Below are 15,816 nucleotides of genomic sequence, written 5' to 3'. Positions count from 1 at the left end.
TAGGCTCGTCCGGTCATGGCTGACTCCACCCGACCCGGTTCCCCGCCGGATCCGTCGACGCCCGCTGGGCCGTCCGATCCGGCGGGCCCCGGCGCGTCGCCGCCACCGGCGGCCACACCGCCGTGGAGCCCGTTCCCGGCCACCGAGTCCTGGCTGGAGCGCCGACGCCGGAAGGTCGTCGAGGAGATCGCCCGTAACCGCCGTGGCGAGTACACCGTGCCGACCTGGGTGCTCGCCGCCGCGCTCGGGCTGATCCTGGTGGCCTGGGCCACCCTGATCATCGTCAGCTGACGCCGTCGCCCTCGGTGCCAGCGTCGCCGGCCGGGCCTGACGCCGCCGCCAGGGCGGCGGCGTGCCGGCCGGCCGCGGCGCAGGCCAGGAAGTAGGCGTGGTCGCCGGCCAGGTCCCGGCCCATCGTGCGCAACGGCACCGGGCTGTCCCGCAGCGCGGCGGTCAGGCCGGCGGTCGGCACCCGGACCGTCCGGTGCCGACCGGTCGGCGCGGTCAGCGGCGCCAGCGCCGCCGCCACCTCGGCGGCGATCGTCGTCGGCAGCTCCGCCGGCACCACCAGGTCCGCCGGGGCGAGCGCGACCCGCCCGTACGCGGTGACGCTGTGATGCGACACGCCGTGGTGACGTGCCCGGGGGTCCGCGTCGGAGATCCGTAGCGCGCCGACCGGCCGGCCGCCGAGGGTGGCGACCGCGTTGACCGCTTCACCCACCGCGACGCCGGAGAACCCCCACCGGGTGCCGGTGCCGAGATTGCCGGGGCCCTGGCTGACCACGGCGATGTCGGCGTGCAGCACGTGGCGGGCGGCGAGCAGACCGCTGTGCGTGGTGGTGGCCTCCAGGTCACCGCCGAAGCACTGGCCGACGGTCACCGTGCCGGCCAGGGTGCCGGCCAGCCCGTCGAGGGTGCGGGAGAAGCCGGCCGGGAGCGCACCACCGTCGGTCATCACGTACGCGATCCGCAGCGTCGGTGAGTCGGCGAGGGCGCCGGCGACGATCGCCGGCAGAGCCGAGTGCAGGTCGGCGGTGACGACCGGCATGCCGGCCAGGTCGTCGGCGTCGGCCAGCACCTGCCGGTACGGCGAGGCCTCCTCGTCGACGCCGCAGACGATCGCCTGCAGTGGGGTGTAGCGTGCCTTGACCAGGTGCCCGCCGGAGCGGTCGTCGCCGCCGGGCGGGTCGGCCGGCAGCCGCTGCGGCACCGCCACCACCAGGGCGTAACCGCCGGTGCCCAGGCCCATCGCCAGCGCGCCGACGTTGAGCAGTACCGCGTCGCCGGGCTCCGGCACGCCGACCAGTTCCGGGTAGGCCAACGCCCGTACGGTCGTGCCGTCGACGGTGACGTCGAGTTCCACCGCGCCCCGCCACCGTCGTCGGATACCGGTCACCGTGCCACTGCGCCAACGCACCATGCCCGGCACGGTAGTCAACGCGCGTACCGTCGGCCCCGGGTGGGGCGTCCGGCGTGGCGTCGGCACTGCTAGCGTCGTGCCGTGTCCCGCAACCGGACCGAACGCCTGGTCAATTTGGTGATCTGCCTGCTGTCGACCCGACGGTTCCTGACCGCCGCGCAGATCGCCGCGACCGTGCCCGGCTATGAACACGATCCCACCGACTCCCGCGACCACGAGGCGTTCCAGCGCAAGTTCGAACGCGACAAGGCGGAGCTGCGCGATCTCGGCGTACCGCTGGAGACCGGCACCGCCAGCGTCTTCGACAGCGAACCGGGCTACCGGATCGCCCGCCGCGAGTACGCCCTGCCGGAGATTCCGCTGGCCCCGGAGGAGGCGGCCGCTGTCGGTATCGCCGCCCGGCTGTGGCAGCACGCCGGACTGGCCGCCGCCGCGTCGTCCGGGCTGGCCAAGTTGCGCGCCGCCGGCATCGACGTCGACCCGCAGGCCACCCTCGGGGTGGAGCCGGTGGTCACCGTCGATCCGGCGTTCGCCGCCCTGACGGCGGCGGCCCGCGACCGCCGGCCGGTCGGCTTCGACTACCGGGTGCCCAGCGGTGACACCCCGACCCGCCGCCGGCTGCAGCCCTGGGGCGTGGTCTGCTGGCGGGGCCGCTGGTACGTGGTCGGCCACGACGAGGACCGCGCGGCGACCCGCTGCTTCCGGTTGTCCCGGGTGGTCGGCCCGGTCCGCCCGACCGGCGCTCCCGGCAGCTTCACCCCGCCCACCGACATCGACCTGATCAGCCACGTCGCCCGGTGGTCCGGCCCGGTGGAGCGCACCGGCGTGGCCACGGTGCTGGCCCGGCCCGGTCGGGCCGCCGGCCTGCGCCGCACCGCGCAGACCTGCGTCACCGGGCCCGACGGCGACCGGCTCACCCTGCGCTACGGCGAACCGGAGGCGCTCGCCGGACACCTCGCCGGGTACGGTGCCGACGTGCGGGTCCTCGATCCACCGGAGGTACGCGACCTGGTGGTCCAACGACTCAAGGAGATCGTCGCGGCGCACGAGCCGGCCGGGGCGGAGGTGCCGAGGTGACGAAACCGACCGGATCCCGGGCGTCGGCCGACCGGCTGGCCCGGCTGCTGAACCTGGTGCCGTACCTGCTCGCCCGACCCGGCGTGGAGATCGCCCAGGCGGCGGCGGACCTGGGCACCACGGACCGGCAGTTGCGGGAGGACCTCGAGCTGCTCTGGGTGTGCGGGCTGCCCGGCTACGGGCCCGGCGACCTGATCGACATGGCGTTCGACGGTGACCGGGTGACCATCACCTACGACGCCGGCATCGACCGGCCGCTGCGACTCACCCCCGACGAGGCGTTGGCGCTGGTGGTGGCGCTGCGGATGCTGGCCGAGACGCCGGGCCTGGCCGGTCGCGACGCCGTCGAACGGGCGTTGGCCAAGATCGAGGACGCGGCGGGGGAGCTGGCCGGAGCCCCGGTGGCGGTACGGCTGGTCGGCGACCCGGAGCGGCTGGACCGGCTGCGGACGGCGGCCCAGAGCGGCCGGGCGGTCCGGATCACCTACTACACGGCGACCCGCGACGAGACCACCGAACGCACCGTCGACCCGATCCGGGTGCTGATGATCGGTGGGCGCGGCTACCTGGAGGCGTGGTGCCGGCGCGCCGACGCGGTGCGGCTGTTCCGCGCCGACCGCATCGACGCACTCGTCGAGCTCGACGAGCCGGCCGCCGTACCGCCGCAGGCCGGCCGGGGCGAGCCGCGCGAGACCGCGTTCCAGCCCACGGCGGACCTGCCGGTGGTCACCCTGCGGGTGGGTCGCGGCGGGCGCTGGATCACCGAGTACTACCCGTGTGACCGGGTGGAGGTCGAGCCCACCGGCGACTGGCTGGTCACCCTGCGGGTGACCGACCTGGCCTGGGCCCGGCGGTTCGTGCTCTCCCTCGGCGCGGAAGTGACGGTCACCGCGCCGGCCGAGCTGGTCGCCCAGGTGCATGCGGCGGCGGCGCAGGCGCTGGCGGCGTACTCGGCCCCGGCGCCGGCGGCCGACCCGGTGCCGGGCCAGGAGACGTCGGCTGCGGCCCCGGTCGGTACCGGCTAGTCTGCTCAGGTGCTGACCTGGATCGTCCTCGCCGTACTGGGCTGTGCCCTGGTGCTGCTCGTCCTGTCGGTCCGTCCGGTGCTGTACCGGCTGTCCACGCTGCGCCGGGCGGTGCTGGCGCTGCAGCATCGCCAGGGCGAAGTCGAGGCGTTGGCGCTGCGGGCCGAGCAGCTGCAGACCCGGGTCGACCAGCTGCAACGCCACCTGGAGTCCGCTGAGCGCCGTCGCGCGATGGCCCGCGCGGACCGTACCGGCTGACCGCCAGACCACGCCGAGCTGGCCTGTTCGGTCATGCCGTCAGGTTCGACGCCTTCAGCTGGTGCCCGCGTGGTTGACGGGCCAGTTGATCGTGGTTGAGACTTCACCGACCAGGCCAGATTGACCCGGTCTGGCAGGTGGCGGACCCAGCGAACGCACGTACGATGGGTTCGTCACCACCGACGCACCGACTGGAGCCTTGCCATGCACATCCTGAAGCCGTGGCACATCGCCGTCCTCGTGGTCGTGCTGATCCTGCTCTTCGGCGCCAAGCGGCTGCCGGACGCGGCGCGGTCGCTTGGTCGATCCCTGCGGATCATCAAGGCCGAGACCAAGAGCCTCGCCGAGGACGACAAGGACCTCGCGGAGAAGGCCGAAGCCCAGCACGGCCGCGCGCCGTACCAGGCCGAGCCGATCATCGAGCCGACCAGCGTGCACCAGCCCGGCTACCAGCCACCTGCGGCACCGATGGCCGAGCAGCCACAGCGCGTCCGCGACGCCAACTGACCGGAAGGGCCTCCTCCCGTGGGCTTCGCCCTGCGCCGGCGCGGTCCGAGCAATTTCGACCGCGCCTCCGACGGCTCGATGACCCTGATCGAGCACTTTCGCGAGCTGCGTTCCAGGCTGTTCCGCGCTTCGATTGCCATCGTGGTTGGTATCGCGCTCGGATTTTGGTTGGCAGAGCCGGTACGTGGATTGTTGCAGCAGCCGTACTGCAACCTGCCCACCTCGATCGGGCCCGACGGACAGTGTAAGTTCGTCCAGCTGGGGCCGGCAGACGTCTTTCTGCTGAACCTCAAGGTAGCCCTTTGGGTTGGCCTTATCGTGGCGGCGCCGTTCTGGCTGTACCAGCTCTGGGCATTCATCGCTCCCGGGCTACATCGCAATGAGCGGCGGTATGCCTACATCTTTACCGCTATTGCGGCTCCCCTGTTTGCGGCCGGTGCGGTTCTTGCGTTCTTCGTGGTCGAAAAGGGCCTCGAGTTCCTGATGAACTTCGCCGGAGATGATATTAATACAACCCTCGAGGTGACGAGGTATATAACATTTGTCACGAACCTGATCTTGCTTTTTGGTGTGGCATTTGAGTTTCCGCTCGTTGTCCTGATGCTCAACTTTGTGGGGATTGCGAGTGCCAAGCGTCTCCTGAGTTGGTGGCGGGTCGCCGTATTCGTCTTCTTCCTGTTCTCTGCCCTGGTCACCCCTACACCCGACCCGTTCGGGATGACCGCGTTGGCAGCGTGTCTTTCCGCCCTGTACTTCGTCGCGGTCGGGGTGGCGTTCATCAACGACAAGCGTCGTGGCCGGGGCAAGGAGGTGTACGCCGGACTCGACGACGACGAGGCGTCGCCGCTGGACGACGATCCGCAGCCGGTGCCGGTCGCCGACCGCACCGAGACCGTCGCGCCGATCGTGCCGGCCCAGCCGGTGCCGAAACCGCTGCCGATCGAGCGTCGCTACGACGACATGACGTGAGCCTTGGACCTGCCACCACGCCGGTGACACCTGGCGCGGTGGCGGTGCTGGCCAATCCGTCGGCCGGGCGCGGCCGCCACGGCGGTCTGCTCCCGGCCGTACGGGAGCTGCTGACCGCCACCGGGCGGCCGGTGTGCCTGCTGTCGGCGGCGACCGCCGCCGACGCCGTGGCGGTCTGCCGCCGGGCGGTGGCCGCCGGTGCGTCGGCCCTGGTCACCGTCGGCGGCGACGGCACGGTGCACGCCGCGCTGCAGGCCCTGGCCACCACCGGCGTCCCGCTGGGACCGGTGCCCGCCGGCACCGGCAACGACTTCGCCCTGGCCACCGGATTCCCGGCCGATCCGACAGCGGCGGCCGCAGCCATCGCCGACGCGATCCGAGCGGACCGGACCCAGGGGGTCGACCTGGCCCGGGTCGGCGTCGCCGGCGCGCCGGACCGCTGGTACGGCGCGGTGCTGGCCGCCGGCTTCGACGCGATCGTCAACGAACGCGCCAACCGGATGCGCTGGCCGTCGGGGCCACGCCGTTACGACCTGGCCATTCTGGTCGAGCTGGCCAGGCTGCGGCCGCGCCGGTACCGCATCGTCCTCGACGGCGAACCGCACCACCTCGACGCGGTGCTGGTCGCGGTCGGCAACTGCGCCAGCTACGGCGGCGGGATGCGGATCTGCCCGGCGGCGGATCCTGCCGACGGGCTGCTCGACGTGGTGGTCGCCGGTCCGGTCGGGCGGGCCACCCTGATCCGGATCAAGCCCCAGGTCTACCGGGGCACCCACGTCGGGCATCCGCTGGTCCGCAGCTTCCGGGCCAGGCAGATCACCATCGAAGCGGCCGGGGTGGTCGGGTACGCCGACGGGGAACGGCTCGGGCCGCTGCCGTTGACCGTCACCGCCGTACCGGACGCGCTCCGGCTCCTGCGCTGACCCCCGGCTCCTGTGCTGACCACCCTAATCGGCGCGATCAGCGTCGCATCAGGGCGAAGACACCCCAGCCGAGGTACTCCCGGGTGGCGCGCACGTAGCGGGCAGGTTCGGTGGCGAGTTCCTGCCGTACGTCGTCGGCCAGGTCGTCGTCCGGGTTGCGGTCGAGCCAGCGGCGCATGGTGAGCCACTGGGCGGCGGCGTACCGGTCCCAGCTGTCCTGGTCGGCGAGCATCATCTCGACGACGTCGTAGCCGAGTTCCTGGAACTGTTCGAGCAGCTCCGGCAGTGGCCGGAAATCGGCGATGGCACCTGCGTGGCAGTCCGTCGCGGTCTGCTCGTCCGGCGGGGTGCGTCGCCAGTACGGCTCGCCGATCAGCATCAGGCCTGCCGGGCGCAGGCTGCGGCCGAGCAGCTCGGCCGTTCCGGCGACGCCGCCGCCGATCCAGGTGGCGCCGACGCAGGCGGCCAGATCGACCGGGTGGTCCGCGACGTGGCCGGCGGCGTCGCCGTGCACGAACTCGACCCGGTCGGTGACGCCGAGTTCGACGGCCCGGGCGCGGGCCTGTGCGGTGAAGACCGTGCTGATGTCCACCCCGGTGCCGGTGATGCCGTGATCGCGCGCCCAGGTGCACAACATCTCGCCTGAGCCGCTGGCCAGGTCGAGCACCCGGGTCCCGGGGGTGAGGCGGAGCGCGTCGCCCAGCGTTGCCAACTTGGCCGCCGTCAGCGGGTTGTGGATCCGGTGGCCGCTCTCGCGGATGGTGAAGATGCGGGGCAGGTCCATGACCTGGTTCCTTTCCGCCACGTCGGGGGTCAGCCGGCCGGTCCGCCGGTGGCCAGGTCCAGCACCGCGGCTAGCCCGTTGGCGCGTCCGGCCTCGGCGGCCGGCAGCACCAGCGCGGCGCAGCCGGCCCGGACGGCTCCGGCGTCGGCCGGGGTGTCACCGACCATCAGCGTGCGTTCCGGGTCGGCCCGCAGCATCCCGCAGGCGCGGTGGAAGATCGCCGGGTCGGGTTTGCAGCGGCCGACCTCGTAGGAGAGCGCCCAGGCGTCGATGAGGTCGGCGAGTCCCCAGGCGGCGAAATGGGGCCGGATGTCGAAGCCGATGTTGCTCACCACGGCCACCGGTACCCCGGCGGCGTGCAGCGCCCGCAGGGTGGCGGCGGTGTCGGCGTACGGCAGCCAGCCGTCGGCGACGAGCAACCGCTCGTAGAGCGCCTCGGCGAGTCCGTCGACGCCGCTGTCGACGGTGGCGGCCAGCCCGGTGTAGGCGGCCCGGTGCGCGTGCGGGTACAGGTCCCGCTCGGCCCAGACCTCGGCCAGTTGCGGTGGGACCCGGGCCGGCAGCGGCCCGCCGGCGCGGCCGGCGGTCAGCAGCCGGTCGGCGAGTACGGTGGCCCGCCCCCGGTCGAGGTCGACGCCGCAGCTGGCGGCCCCCTGGGTGACCCACCGTACGGCGTCCTCGACCTGGGCGAGGGTGCCGTGGAAGTCGAACAGCACCGCCTCCACCGGCCGGCTGGGTGGCCGTCCGGGGACACCCACCGCCGGTTCGTGCACGGGTCCGGCGGGTACGTCGGCGAGGGGACTTTCGGGATGCTCCGGCACGCCTGCACCCTATCGAGCCGGGTCATCCGCCCTGCAGGTTGCCCTGAGCGGTACGTCGTCGGACGGCGGGGATTAATCTTGCGGTATGTCGAGCCCCGCCGAGCGGTACGCCGCAGCGCGCCGCCGGGCCGCGCAGGCCTCCTCCTTTCCCGCGCTCGGGGAGTTCGCCCTCGATCTCGGGTTCGACCTCGACGACTTCCAGCGGTCGGCCTGCCAGGCGCTGGAGCGTGGCAGCGGGGTGCTGGTCTGCGCGCCGACCGGTGCGGGCAAGACCGTGGTCGGCGAGTTCGCGGTCCATCTGGCCCTACGGGGCGGGTCGACCGGTGACGGGCACCGGCGCAAGTGTTTCTACACCACGCCGATCAAGGCGTTGTCGAACCAGAAGTACCACGACCTGGTGGACCGCCACGGCGCGGCGAACGTCGGGCTGCTCACCGGCGACAACGCGATCAACGGTGACGCGCCGGTGGTGGTGATGACCACCGAGGTGCTGCGCAACATGCTCTACGCAGCATCGGCCACTCTGGATGGTCTCGCGTACGTGGTGATGGACGAGGTCCACTACCTCGCCGACCGGTTCCGGGGCGCGGTCTGGGAGGAGGTGATCATCCACCTGCCGTCGTCGGTCACCCTGGTGTCGCTGTCGGCGACGGTGTCCAACGCCGAGGAGTTCGCCGACTGGCTGGTCACCGTGCGGGGTGAGACGGAGGTGGTGGTCAGCGAGCACCGTCCGGTGCCGCTGTGGCAGCACATGCTGGTCGGTCGACGGATGTTCGACCTGTTCCACGACGCGGACGCGGCCCGCAAACACGACGTACATCCGGAGCTGGTGCGCTACAGCCGGGAGATGCTGCGCCGGCTCGAGCTCGGCGACGGCCGCACCCACGGGCCGGGCTGGGGCCGCTCCGGTGGGCGTGGCCCGCGCTGGCGTCCGCCGGCCCGCGCCGACGTGATCGAGCGTCTCGACCGGGAAGGGCTGCTGCCGGCGATCGTGTTCGTGTTCAGCCGCGCCGGCTGTGACGCCGCGGTCGCCCAGTGCCTGGCGTCGGGGTTGCGGCTCACGACGCCCGACGAGCGGGTGGAGATCCGCCGGGTGGCGGAGTCGCGGCTGGCCGACCTGCCGGCCGAGGACCTGTCCGTGCTCGGCTACTGGGGGTGGCTCGACGGGTTGGAGCGGGGCCTGGCGGCCCACCACGCCGGGATGCTGCCGGCGTTCAAGGAGGTCGTCGAGGAGTTGTTCGTCCGGGGCCTGATCAAGGCGGTCTTCGCCACCGAGACGTTGGCGCTGGGTATCAACATGCCGGCCCGCTGCGTGGTGCTGGAGCGGCTGGTCAAGTTCAACGGTGAGGCCCACGTCGACCTGACCCCGGGCGAGTACACCCAGCTCACCGGGCGGGCCGGTCGGCGCGGTATCGACGTGGAGGGCCACGCCGTGGTGGTGTGGTCCCCCGAGGTCGACCCGCGGCACGTCGCCGGTCTGGCGTCGACGCGTACCTACCCGCTGCGATCGAGTTTCCGGCCGTCGTACAACATGGCGGTCAACCTGGTCGGCTCGGTCGGCGCGGACGCCGCCCGCGAGCTGCTGGAGTCGTCGTTCGCCCAGTTCCAGGCGGACCGGTCGGTGGTCGGCCTGGCCCGCCAGGTGCAGCGCAACACCGAGGCCATCGAGGCGTACGGCGTCGAGGTCAGCTGTGACCTTGGTGACTTCGACGAGTACTTCGACCTGCGGGTGGCGATCGCCGACCGGGAACGGGAGTTGGCCCGCCGCAGCCAGCAGCAGCGGCGTGCGGCGGCGGCGGACTCGCTGCAGCGGTTGCGGGTCGGTGACGTCATCCGGGTGCCGTCGGGCCGTCGCGCCGGCCTGGCGGTGGTCCTGGATCCCGACACGGGCGGGTTCGGCGAGCCACGTCCGCTGGTGCTGACCCAGGACCGCTGGGCCGGCCGGGTGGCGGCCAGCGACTTCACCGTGCCGGCCGAGGTGTTGACCCGGATCCGCGTACCGAAGCACTTCAACCACCGGTCCCCGGCGGCTCGCCGGGACCTGGCGTCGGCGGTCGCCGGCACCGGCCTGCACCGCCACGGCGGTCGGCGGCGGGGCCGGGGCGGCGACGACGGGGCCGACGACCGGGTCGTGCAGCTGCGGGCCGAGCTGCGCCGGCATCCGTGCCACGGCTGCCCGGACCGGGAGGAACACGCCCGGTGGGCGGAGCGGCGGCGTCGCCTGGCCAGAGACACCGACGAGCTGCGTGACCGGGTGGCGGGCCGGACCGGGTCGCTGACCCGTACCTTCGACCGGGTCTGCGGGTTGCTCACCGCGCGTGGCTACCTCAGCGCCGACGGTACGGTCAGCGACGCGGGCCGGATGCTCGGCCGGATCTGGGCCGAGACCGACCTGCTGGTCGCGGAGTGCCTGCGCCGGGGCGTCTGGGACGGCCTGGCACCGGCGGAGCTGGCCGCGGCCGTGTCGGTGCTGGTGTACGAGGCCCGTCGGGACACCGACGAGCGGGCGGCCCTGCCCCGAGGGCCGGTGACGGCGGCGATCGAGGCGACCGCGGCGATCTGGGCGCAGTTGGAGGCGGACGAGGCCGCCGCCGGGCTGGAATCGACCCGCGAGCCGGATCTCGGTTTCGTCTGGCCGGTGTACCGCTGGGCGCGCGGTGAGCCGCTGGCGAAGGTGCTCGCCAGTGGGGACAGCCTGGACGGGGAGATGCCTGCGGGCGACTTCGTACGCTGGGCCCGGCAGGTGGCGGACCTGCTCGGGCAGCTCGCCCAGGCGCACGGCGCGTCACCCCAGCTGACCAGGACCGCCGCGCAGGCGGTGGCCGCGCTGCAACGCGGGGTGCTGGCGTTCAACACGGTCAACTGACCCTCCGTCGACAGGCCGATCGCCGTACGTGGCAGGATGGGCCGGCGGTCCGCGTCGGAACGTCACGATGTCGACACGGACCCTCGAAACAACGATCGTGCGCTTGCGGAGAGCCTTTTGGCTGCTCAGGATCGTCTGCGGGGAAGCACAGCCCGGTGAGCAGGGCCATGAAGGGGCGGACGTGGCAGAGATCAACCATTTCGAGTACGGCTTCATCACGCCGACACTGAGCTACGCGCTGTCGGTGCTCGGTTCGTTTCTGGGTCTGATCTGCGCGGTGCGGGTCCGTGAGTCGAACACCCCGGGTCGCCGGGCCTGGTGGCTGGTGCTCGCGGCGTTCGCGATCGGCGGCACCGCGATCTGGACCATGCACTTCATGGCGATGCTCGGCTTCAGCGTGGCCGGCACCCAGATCCGCTACGACATCGCGATCACCATCGCCAGCGCGGTGATCGCCATCGCCGCCGTCGGGCTCGGGTTGTTCCTCGTCGGTTTCGGCCGTCCGTCACTGGTGAAGATCCTTTCCGGCGGGGTCCTCACCGGCCTCGGGGTGGCGGCGATGCACTACACCGGAATGGCCGCGATGCGACTCAACGGCGACATCGGCTACGACGCCGGTCGGGTCGCGTTGTCCGTGGTGATCGCGGTGGTCGCCGCGACCGTGGCGTTGTGGCTGGCGGTCACGGTCCGTCGGCCGCTGGCGATGACCGGCTCCGCGCTGCTGATGGGCGTGGCGGTCAACGGCATGCACTTCACCGGAATGACCGCCATGTCGGTGCACCTGCACGAGCCGACCGGGCTGCTCAGCGGCGCCACCGCCGCGACCCTGCTGGTCCCCATCGGCGTCGCGGTGCTGCTGGTGGTGATCGGCCTGGTGTACGCGGTGCTGTCCGCGCCCACCGAGGAGGACCGGGCTGCGGCCGCCTACCTGGACGCGCGGATCGCGCAGCGGCGCAGCGCGCCGCCGCCGGCACCGGCGCGACCCACCGGCTTCACCCCGCTGCGTAGTGGATCCGCCGCCGGCACCGGTGACCGGGACTCCTCCAGCGGCTCAGGCGGATTCAACGGGTTCCAGGCCTGACCGCCGTGGCGACGGAGCCTCGGCGGTAGCCGGCCCGAGCGTCATCGCGTCGACCAGCCGCCGGCAGGATCCGGCGAGGTTCCACCGGGCCGCCAACGCCATCAGACGGTCCGGGTCCGCCGGCGCGGCGGGTAGCCGTACCGGCGGTGCCGGCACGTCGACGTCGCGGGCGACCCGGACCACCGTCGGCGCGACCGCCAGGTACTCCCGGGCGTCGGCCAGTCGCCGCCGCAGACCGGGGGCGAAGCCGGCGGCGGGATCGTCGAGCGCGGCGAGCATCCCGGCGAGGTCGCCGTAGCGTTCCAGCAGCCGGGCCGCGGTCTTGGCCCCGACGCCGGGCACCCCCGGCAGCCCGTCACTGGGGTCGCCACGCAGCGCCGCGAAGTCGGCGTACGCGTCGGCCGGCACGCCGAACCGGTCCCGCACGGCCGCGTCGTCGCAGTCCTCCAGCCTGGCCACCCCTCGGCCGACGTAGAGCAGCCGGACCGGGTGGTCGTCGTCGACCAGTTGGAACAGGTCCCGGTCACCGGAGACCACCTCCACCGGGCCACGGTGGTGGGTGGCCAGGGTGCCGAGCACGTCGTCGGCCTCGTAGCCGGCCACGCCGACGGCCGGTACGCCGAGTGCCGCCAGCACCTCCAGAAGCACCGGTACCTGCGGGGCGAGGGTGTCCGGGACGATCTCACCGCCGGCGGGCGCCACCCGGTGGGCCTTGTACGTCGCCAGCAGCTCGACCCGCCACGCCGGTCGCCAGTCGTGGTCGAGCGCGCAGATGAGCTGCCCCGGCCGGCGGCGGGTGATCAGCGAGGTGAGCATGTCGAGAAAGCCGCGCACCGCGTTGACCGGCTCACCGGCGTCGGTGCGGGCGGCGGCCTCGGGCACCCCGAAGTAGGCCCGGAAGTACAGGCTGGGCGCGTCGACCGCCAGCAGGGAGTCGTGTCGGGTCACGTGGTCCAGCCTCGCACACGCCACCGACACCGCTGAGCGCCCGCACCCACCATGCGGGCCGGACCCACCGGTTGGCCGGTCACGTCCGGCTCCGGTACGGCAGGCTGCGAACATGAGCTTCCTGCCTGGTCTGGAGCTGAGCCGGCGGTTCCACCACGACGTGGTGGAACCGGTGCTCACCACCCGGTTTCCGGGGCTGAGCTACGCCGCGGCGCGCGTCGACAACGGTTCGGAGCTGTTCGGATTCGACACGGTCCGGTCCCGCGACCACGACTGGGGTCCACGGCTGCAGATCCTCCTGCACGACGCCGGCCCCGACCTGGTCGACCGGGTGCGCGACGAGGTCGGTGCCGCCCTGCCGGAGACCTACCTGGGCTTTCCGACCCGGTTCACCCCGGACGCGTCCCGCAGCCTCGGGGTGCCGACGCTGAACGGGACCCGGCACGGGGTGACGGTGACCCGGATCGGCGACTGGTGCCGACGGGCACTGGGCTTCGACCCACTGTCCGGGGTGGCGCTGCTGGACTGGCTCGCGGTCCCGACCCAGCGGCTGGCGGAGTTCACCGGCGGGGACGTGTTTCACGACGGGCTGCCGGTGGGGCCGTCGGCATCGGGCGGTGACCGTGGCGGCGGTGGGCTGTGTGCCCGACGGGACCGGTTGGCCTGGTACCCGGACGACGTGTGGCGTTACGTCCTGGCGGCCGGCTGGTCGCGGGTCGCCGGCGAGGAGCCGTTCGTCGGTCGGTGCGGTGAGGTGGGCGACGAGATCGGCGGCGCGGTGGTGGCCGCCCGGTTGATCCGTGACCTGATGCGGCTGGCGTTGCTGGTCGGCCAGCGCTATCCGCCGTACGGCAAATGGTTGGGCACGGCGTTCGCCCGCCTGCCCGACGTCGATGGCCTGGCGGGGGTGTTGTCGGTGGCGGCGACGACGGACAGCTGGCAGGTCCGTACCGGGCAGCTGTGCCGGGCGTACGAGTTGCTGGCGGCGCGGACCAACGCCCTGGGGCTGGCCGACCCGGTGGAGCCGACCGTACGTCCGTTCCACGACCGGCCGTTCCTGGTGCTCGACGCCGGTCGGTTCGTCCGGGCGTTGCGCGCGGCGATCGGCGACGCCCGGCTGCGTGCGCTGCCGGCGCTGGGCGGGGTGGACCAGTTCGTCGACCATACCGGGCTGTTGACCGACGTGGCGTGGACCCGGCCGCTGGTGGCGACCGCGCTCGGTCTGCACTCGTCCGTCCCGCTACCAAACGAACGTTAAGCTTGCAGGGTGTCGTCGCGGCACCGCCGACCACCACCGTGGTCGGCGTCGGACCCGCTCACCACCCAGGAGCGCCCTGAGATGACCGTCGAACGGATCCTGCCCTCCCCGGAGGCGTACGACCTGATCGAGTTGACCACCGAGATCGCCGACCGGGAGCTGGCCGGTCGGGTAGACGACTTCGAGTCGCGCGGCGAGTTTCCCCGCGAGGTGCTCCGGACCTTGGGCCGCGCGGGCCTGCTGGGGCTGCCGTTTGCCGAGGCCGACGGTGGCGGTGGCCAGCCGTACGAGGTCTACCTGCAGGTGCTGGAGGTGCTGGCGAGCCGGTGGCTGGCCGTCGCCGAGGCGGTGAGCGTGCACACCCTGTCCTGCGGTCCGGTCGCCGAGTTCGGCAGCGAACGCCAGCGCAAGGCGTTGCCCGAGATGCTCGGCGGGGACCTGCTCGGTGCGTACTGCCTCAGCGAGCCGCAGGGCGGCTCGGACGCGGCGGCGTTGACCACCCGGGCGGTCCGCGACGGTGCCGACTACGTGGTGTCCGGGACGAAGGCGTGGATCACCCACGCCGCGGTGGCCGACTTCTACAACGTCTTCTGCCGGACCGGTGGTCCGGGAGCGGGCGGGATCTCCTGCCTGCTGGTTCCCGCCGGTACGCCGGGGATGGCCGCGCAGCCGGCGGAGCGGACCATGGGCCTGCGTTCGTCGCCGGTGGCGCAGTTGGTCTTCGACGACGCCCGGGTGTCGACCGACCAGGTGGTGGGCGAGCCCGGCCAGGGCTTCACGGTGGCGATGTCGGCGCTGGCGGGCGGCCGATTGGGGATCGCGGCCTGTGCGGTGGGCCTGGCCCAGGCGGCGCTGGACCACGCGGTCGGCTACGCCCGTGAGCGGGAGCAGTTCGGTCGCCGCATCATCGATCTGCAGGGCCTCGGGTTTCTGCTCGCCGACATGGCGACCCAGGTGTCGGCGGCGCGGGCGTTGACCCTGGCCGCCGCCCGGTTGCGCGACGCCGGTCGACCGTACGCGGTCGAGTCGGCGAAGGCGAAGCTGTTCGCCACGGACGTCGCGATGCGGGTCACGGTCGACGCGGTCCAGGTGCTCGGCGGGTACGGCTACGTCAGCGACCACCCGGTGGAGCGCTATCTGCGGGAGGCGAAGGTGCTGCAGATCGTGGAGGGCACGAACCAGATCCAACGGGTGGTGATCTCCCGCGCCCTCGCCCGGGACTGAGACCTGCGCGGGGGAGTCCGCTCGACGCGGGTATCGGCCTCGCGCGCACCGGGCGGCGGCGGTAGGTTTGCCGCCGTGGAGGAGACCGATCGCGCCATTGTCACCGCGTTGACCACTGACGGCCGGGTGTCGTACACCGACCTCGCCGAGCGGGTGGGTCTGTCGGTGTCGGCGGTCCATCAGCGGGTCCGGCGCCTGGAGCAGCGGGGCGTCGTCAAGGGGTACGCGGCGCGGGTGTCCTACGAGGCGGTGGGTCTGCCGCTGAGTGCGTTCGTGGCGATCCGGCCGCTCGATCCGTCGCAGCCTGACGACGCCCCGGAGCGGTTGTCGCACCTGGCCGAGATCGACTCGTGCTACTCGGTGGCGGGGGAGGACTTCTACCTGCTGCTGGTGCGGGTGGGTAGCCCGGCGGAGCTGGAACGGTTGCTGCAGGAGATCCGGACCGCGGCCAACGTGACGACCCGGACCACCGTGGTGCTGTCCACGCCGTACGAGGCCCGTCCGCCCCGGCTGACCTGACCGGCAGGTACGCATCCGGCATCGGGCCGGCGGTCACTGTGCCGATCCCCAACAACCTATCATCCTAGGATGCCTTAGAGGGCGTGCCAACCGGCACACCCTCACGACACTCGTTTGGGCAGCACTGAGCGGGGGA

General features: G+C 72.8%; 16 protein-coding genes. 12 read left to right on the top strand and 4 right to left on the bottom strand.

Annotated elements, in window-relative coordinates; all coding sequences use genetic code 11:
- The first annotated feature begins 15 nt into the window (after positions 1 to 15).
- A complete protein-coding gene (locus O7608_RS21190) occupies positions 16 to 291 on the top strand; it encodes a hypothetical protein (RefSeq protein ID WP_289211149.1) in 276 nt (91 codons plus the stop codon).
- Here the strand turns inward: O7608_RS21190 and O7608_RS21185 are convergent.
- Positions 284 to 1,420, bottom strand: coding sequence for a DUF3866 family protein (locus O7608_RS21185; RefSeq protein WP_289206271.1), 1,137 nt, complete (start codon positions 1,418 to 1,420; stop codon positions 284 to 286). The two genes, O7608_RS21190 and O7608_RS21185, sit on opposite strands and share 8 nt — an antisense overlap.
- 81 nt (positions 1,421 to 1,501) lie before the next feature.
- Between O7608_RS21185 and O7608_RS21180 the strand changes: the two genes are divergently transcribed.
- The 6 genes from O7608_RS21180 (at position 1,502) to O7608_RS21155 (ending at position 6,179) form a co-directional block, all read left to right on the top strand.
- Positions 1,502 to 2,497 carry a helix-turn-helix transcriptional regulator gene (locus tag O7608_RS21180; protein ID WP_289206270.1) on the top strand — a complete coding sequence of 332 codons (996 nt, stop codon included), beginning with the start codon at positions 1,502 to 1,504 and terminating at the stop codon, positions 2,495 to 2,497.
- The gene (locus O7608_RS21175) at positions 2,494 to 3,522 is read left to right on the top strand and encodes a helix-turn-helix transcriptional regulator (protein ID WP_289206269.1); all 1,029 of its coding nucleotides are present in this window, start codon (positions 2,494 to 2,496) and stop codon (positions 3,520 to 3,522) included. The genes O7608_RS21180 and O7608_RS21175 overlap by 4 nt, the downstream gene beginning before the upstream one ends.
- A gap of 9 nt (positions 3,523 to 3,531) precedes the next feature.
- Positions 3,532 to 3,780 (top strand): hypothetical protein, encoded by a 249-nt coding sequence (locus O7608_RS21170; RefSeq protein ID WP_289206268.1) that lies wholly within the window; start codon positions 3,532 to 3,534, stop codon positions 3,778 to 3,780.
- A 204-nt stretch (positions 3,781 to 3,984) separates the two neighbouring features.
- Positions 3,985 to 4,287 (top strand): Sec-independent protein translocase subunit TatA, encoded by a 303-nt coding sequence (gene tatA / locus O7608_RS21165; RefSeq protein ID WP_289206267.1) that lies wholly within the window; start codon positions 3,985 to 3,987, stop codon positions 4,285 to 4,287.
- A gap of 18 nt (positions 4,288 to 4,305) precedes the next feature.
- Positions 4,306 to 5,256 carry a twin-arginine translocase subunit TatC gene (tatC, locus tag O7608_RS21160; protein WP_289206266.1) on the top strand — a complete coding sequence of 317 codons (951 nt, stop codon included), beginning with the start codon at positions 4,306 to 4,308 and terminating at the stop codon, positions 5,254 to 5,256.
- The gene (locus tag O7608_RS21155) at positions 5,253 to 6,179 is read left to right on the top strand and encodes a diacylglycerol kinase family protein (RefSeq protein WP_289206265.1); all 927 of its coding nucleotides are present in this window, start codon (positions 5,253 to 5,255) and stop codon (positions 6,177 to 6,179) included. The genes tatC and O7608_RS21155 overlap by 4 nt, the downstream gene beginning before the upstream one ends.
- Positions 6,180 to 6,216: 37 nt before the next feature.
- On the opposite strand, the gene O7608_RS21150 is transcribed toward O7608_RS21155, so the two are convergent.
- Both O7608_RS21150 and O7608_RS21145 read right to left on the bottom strand, forming a co-directional pair.
- Complete coding sequence (locus O7608_RS21150; protein WP_289206264.1) at positions 6,217 to 6,963, bottom strand: SAM-dependent methyltransferase; 747 nt, start codon at positions 6,961 to 6,963, stop codon at positions 6,217 to 6,219.
- A gap of 29 nt (positions 6,964 to 6,992) precedes the next feature.
- Entirely contained in the window at positions 6,993 to 7,736 is a 744-nt protein-coding gene (locus tag O7608_RS21145) for an HAD family hydrolase (protein ID WP_353850577.1), read from the bottom strand.
- Positions 7,737 to 7,869: 133 nt separating this feature from the next.
- Here O7608_RS21145 and O7608_RS21140 point away from each other — a divergent pair, with 133 nt between their 5' ends.
- Entirely contained in the window at positions 7,870 to 10,650 is a 2,781-nt protein-coding gene (locus O7608_RS21140; protein WP_289206263.1) for a DEAD/DEAH box helicase, read from the top strand.
- Between the two features lie 181 nt (positions 10,651 to 10,831).
- Positions 10,832 to 11,731, top strand: a complete 900-nt coding sequence (locus O7608_RS21135) for an MHYT domain-containing protein (protein WP_289206262.1) — start codon at positions 10,832 to 10,834, stop codon at positions 11,729 to 11,731.
- On the opposite strand, the gene O7608_RS21130 is transcribed toward O7608_RS21135, so the two are convergent.
- Positions 11,702 to 12,709, bottom strand: coding sequence for a 5'-3' exonuclease (locus O7608_RS21130; RefSeq protein WP_289206261.1), 1,008 nt, complete (start codon positions 12,707 to 12,709; stop codon positions 11,702 to 11,704). The two genes, O7608_RS21135 and O7608_RS21130, sit on opposite strands and share 30 nt — an antisense overlap.
- A gap of 82 nt (positions 12,710 to 12,791) precedes the next feature.
- Between O7608_RS21130 and O7608_RS21125 the strand changes: the two genes are divergently transcribed.
- From O7608_RS21125 to O7608_RS21115, 3 genes are all read left to right on the top strand, one after another.
- Positions 12,792 to 13,937, top strand: a complete 1,146-nt coding sequence (locus O7608_RS21125; protein WP_289206260.1) for a DUF4037 domain-containing protein — start codon at positions 12,792 to 12,794, stop codon at positions 13,935 to 13,937.
- Between the two features lie 81 nt (positions 13,938 to 14,018).
- Positions 14,019 to 15,161, top strand: a complete 1,143-nt coding sequence (locus tag O7608_RS21120) for an acyl-CoA dehydrogenase family protein (protein ID WP_289206259.1) — start codon at positions 14,019 to 14,021, stop codon at positions 15,159 to 15,161.
- Between the two features lie 75 nt (positions 15,162 to 15,236).
- Positions 15,237 to 15,680: an Lrp/AsnC family transcriptional regulator gene (locus tag O7608_RS21115; RefSeq protein ID WP_289206258.1), complete on the top strand. Its 444-nt coding sequence runs from the start codon at positions 15,237 to 15,239 to the stop codon at positions 15,678 to 15,680.
- The last annotated feature ends 136 nt before the right edge of the window (positions 15,681 to 15,816 follow it).

Source organism: Solwaraspora sp. WMMA2056 (assembly GCF_030345095.1).
Classification (GTDB): domain Bacteria; phylum Actinomycetota; class Actinomycetes; order Mycobacteriales; family Micromonosporaceae; genus Micromonospora_E.
This window is presented reverse-complemented; position numbering and strand designations above follow the sequence as displayed.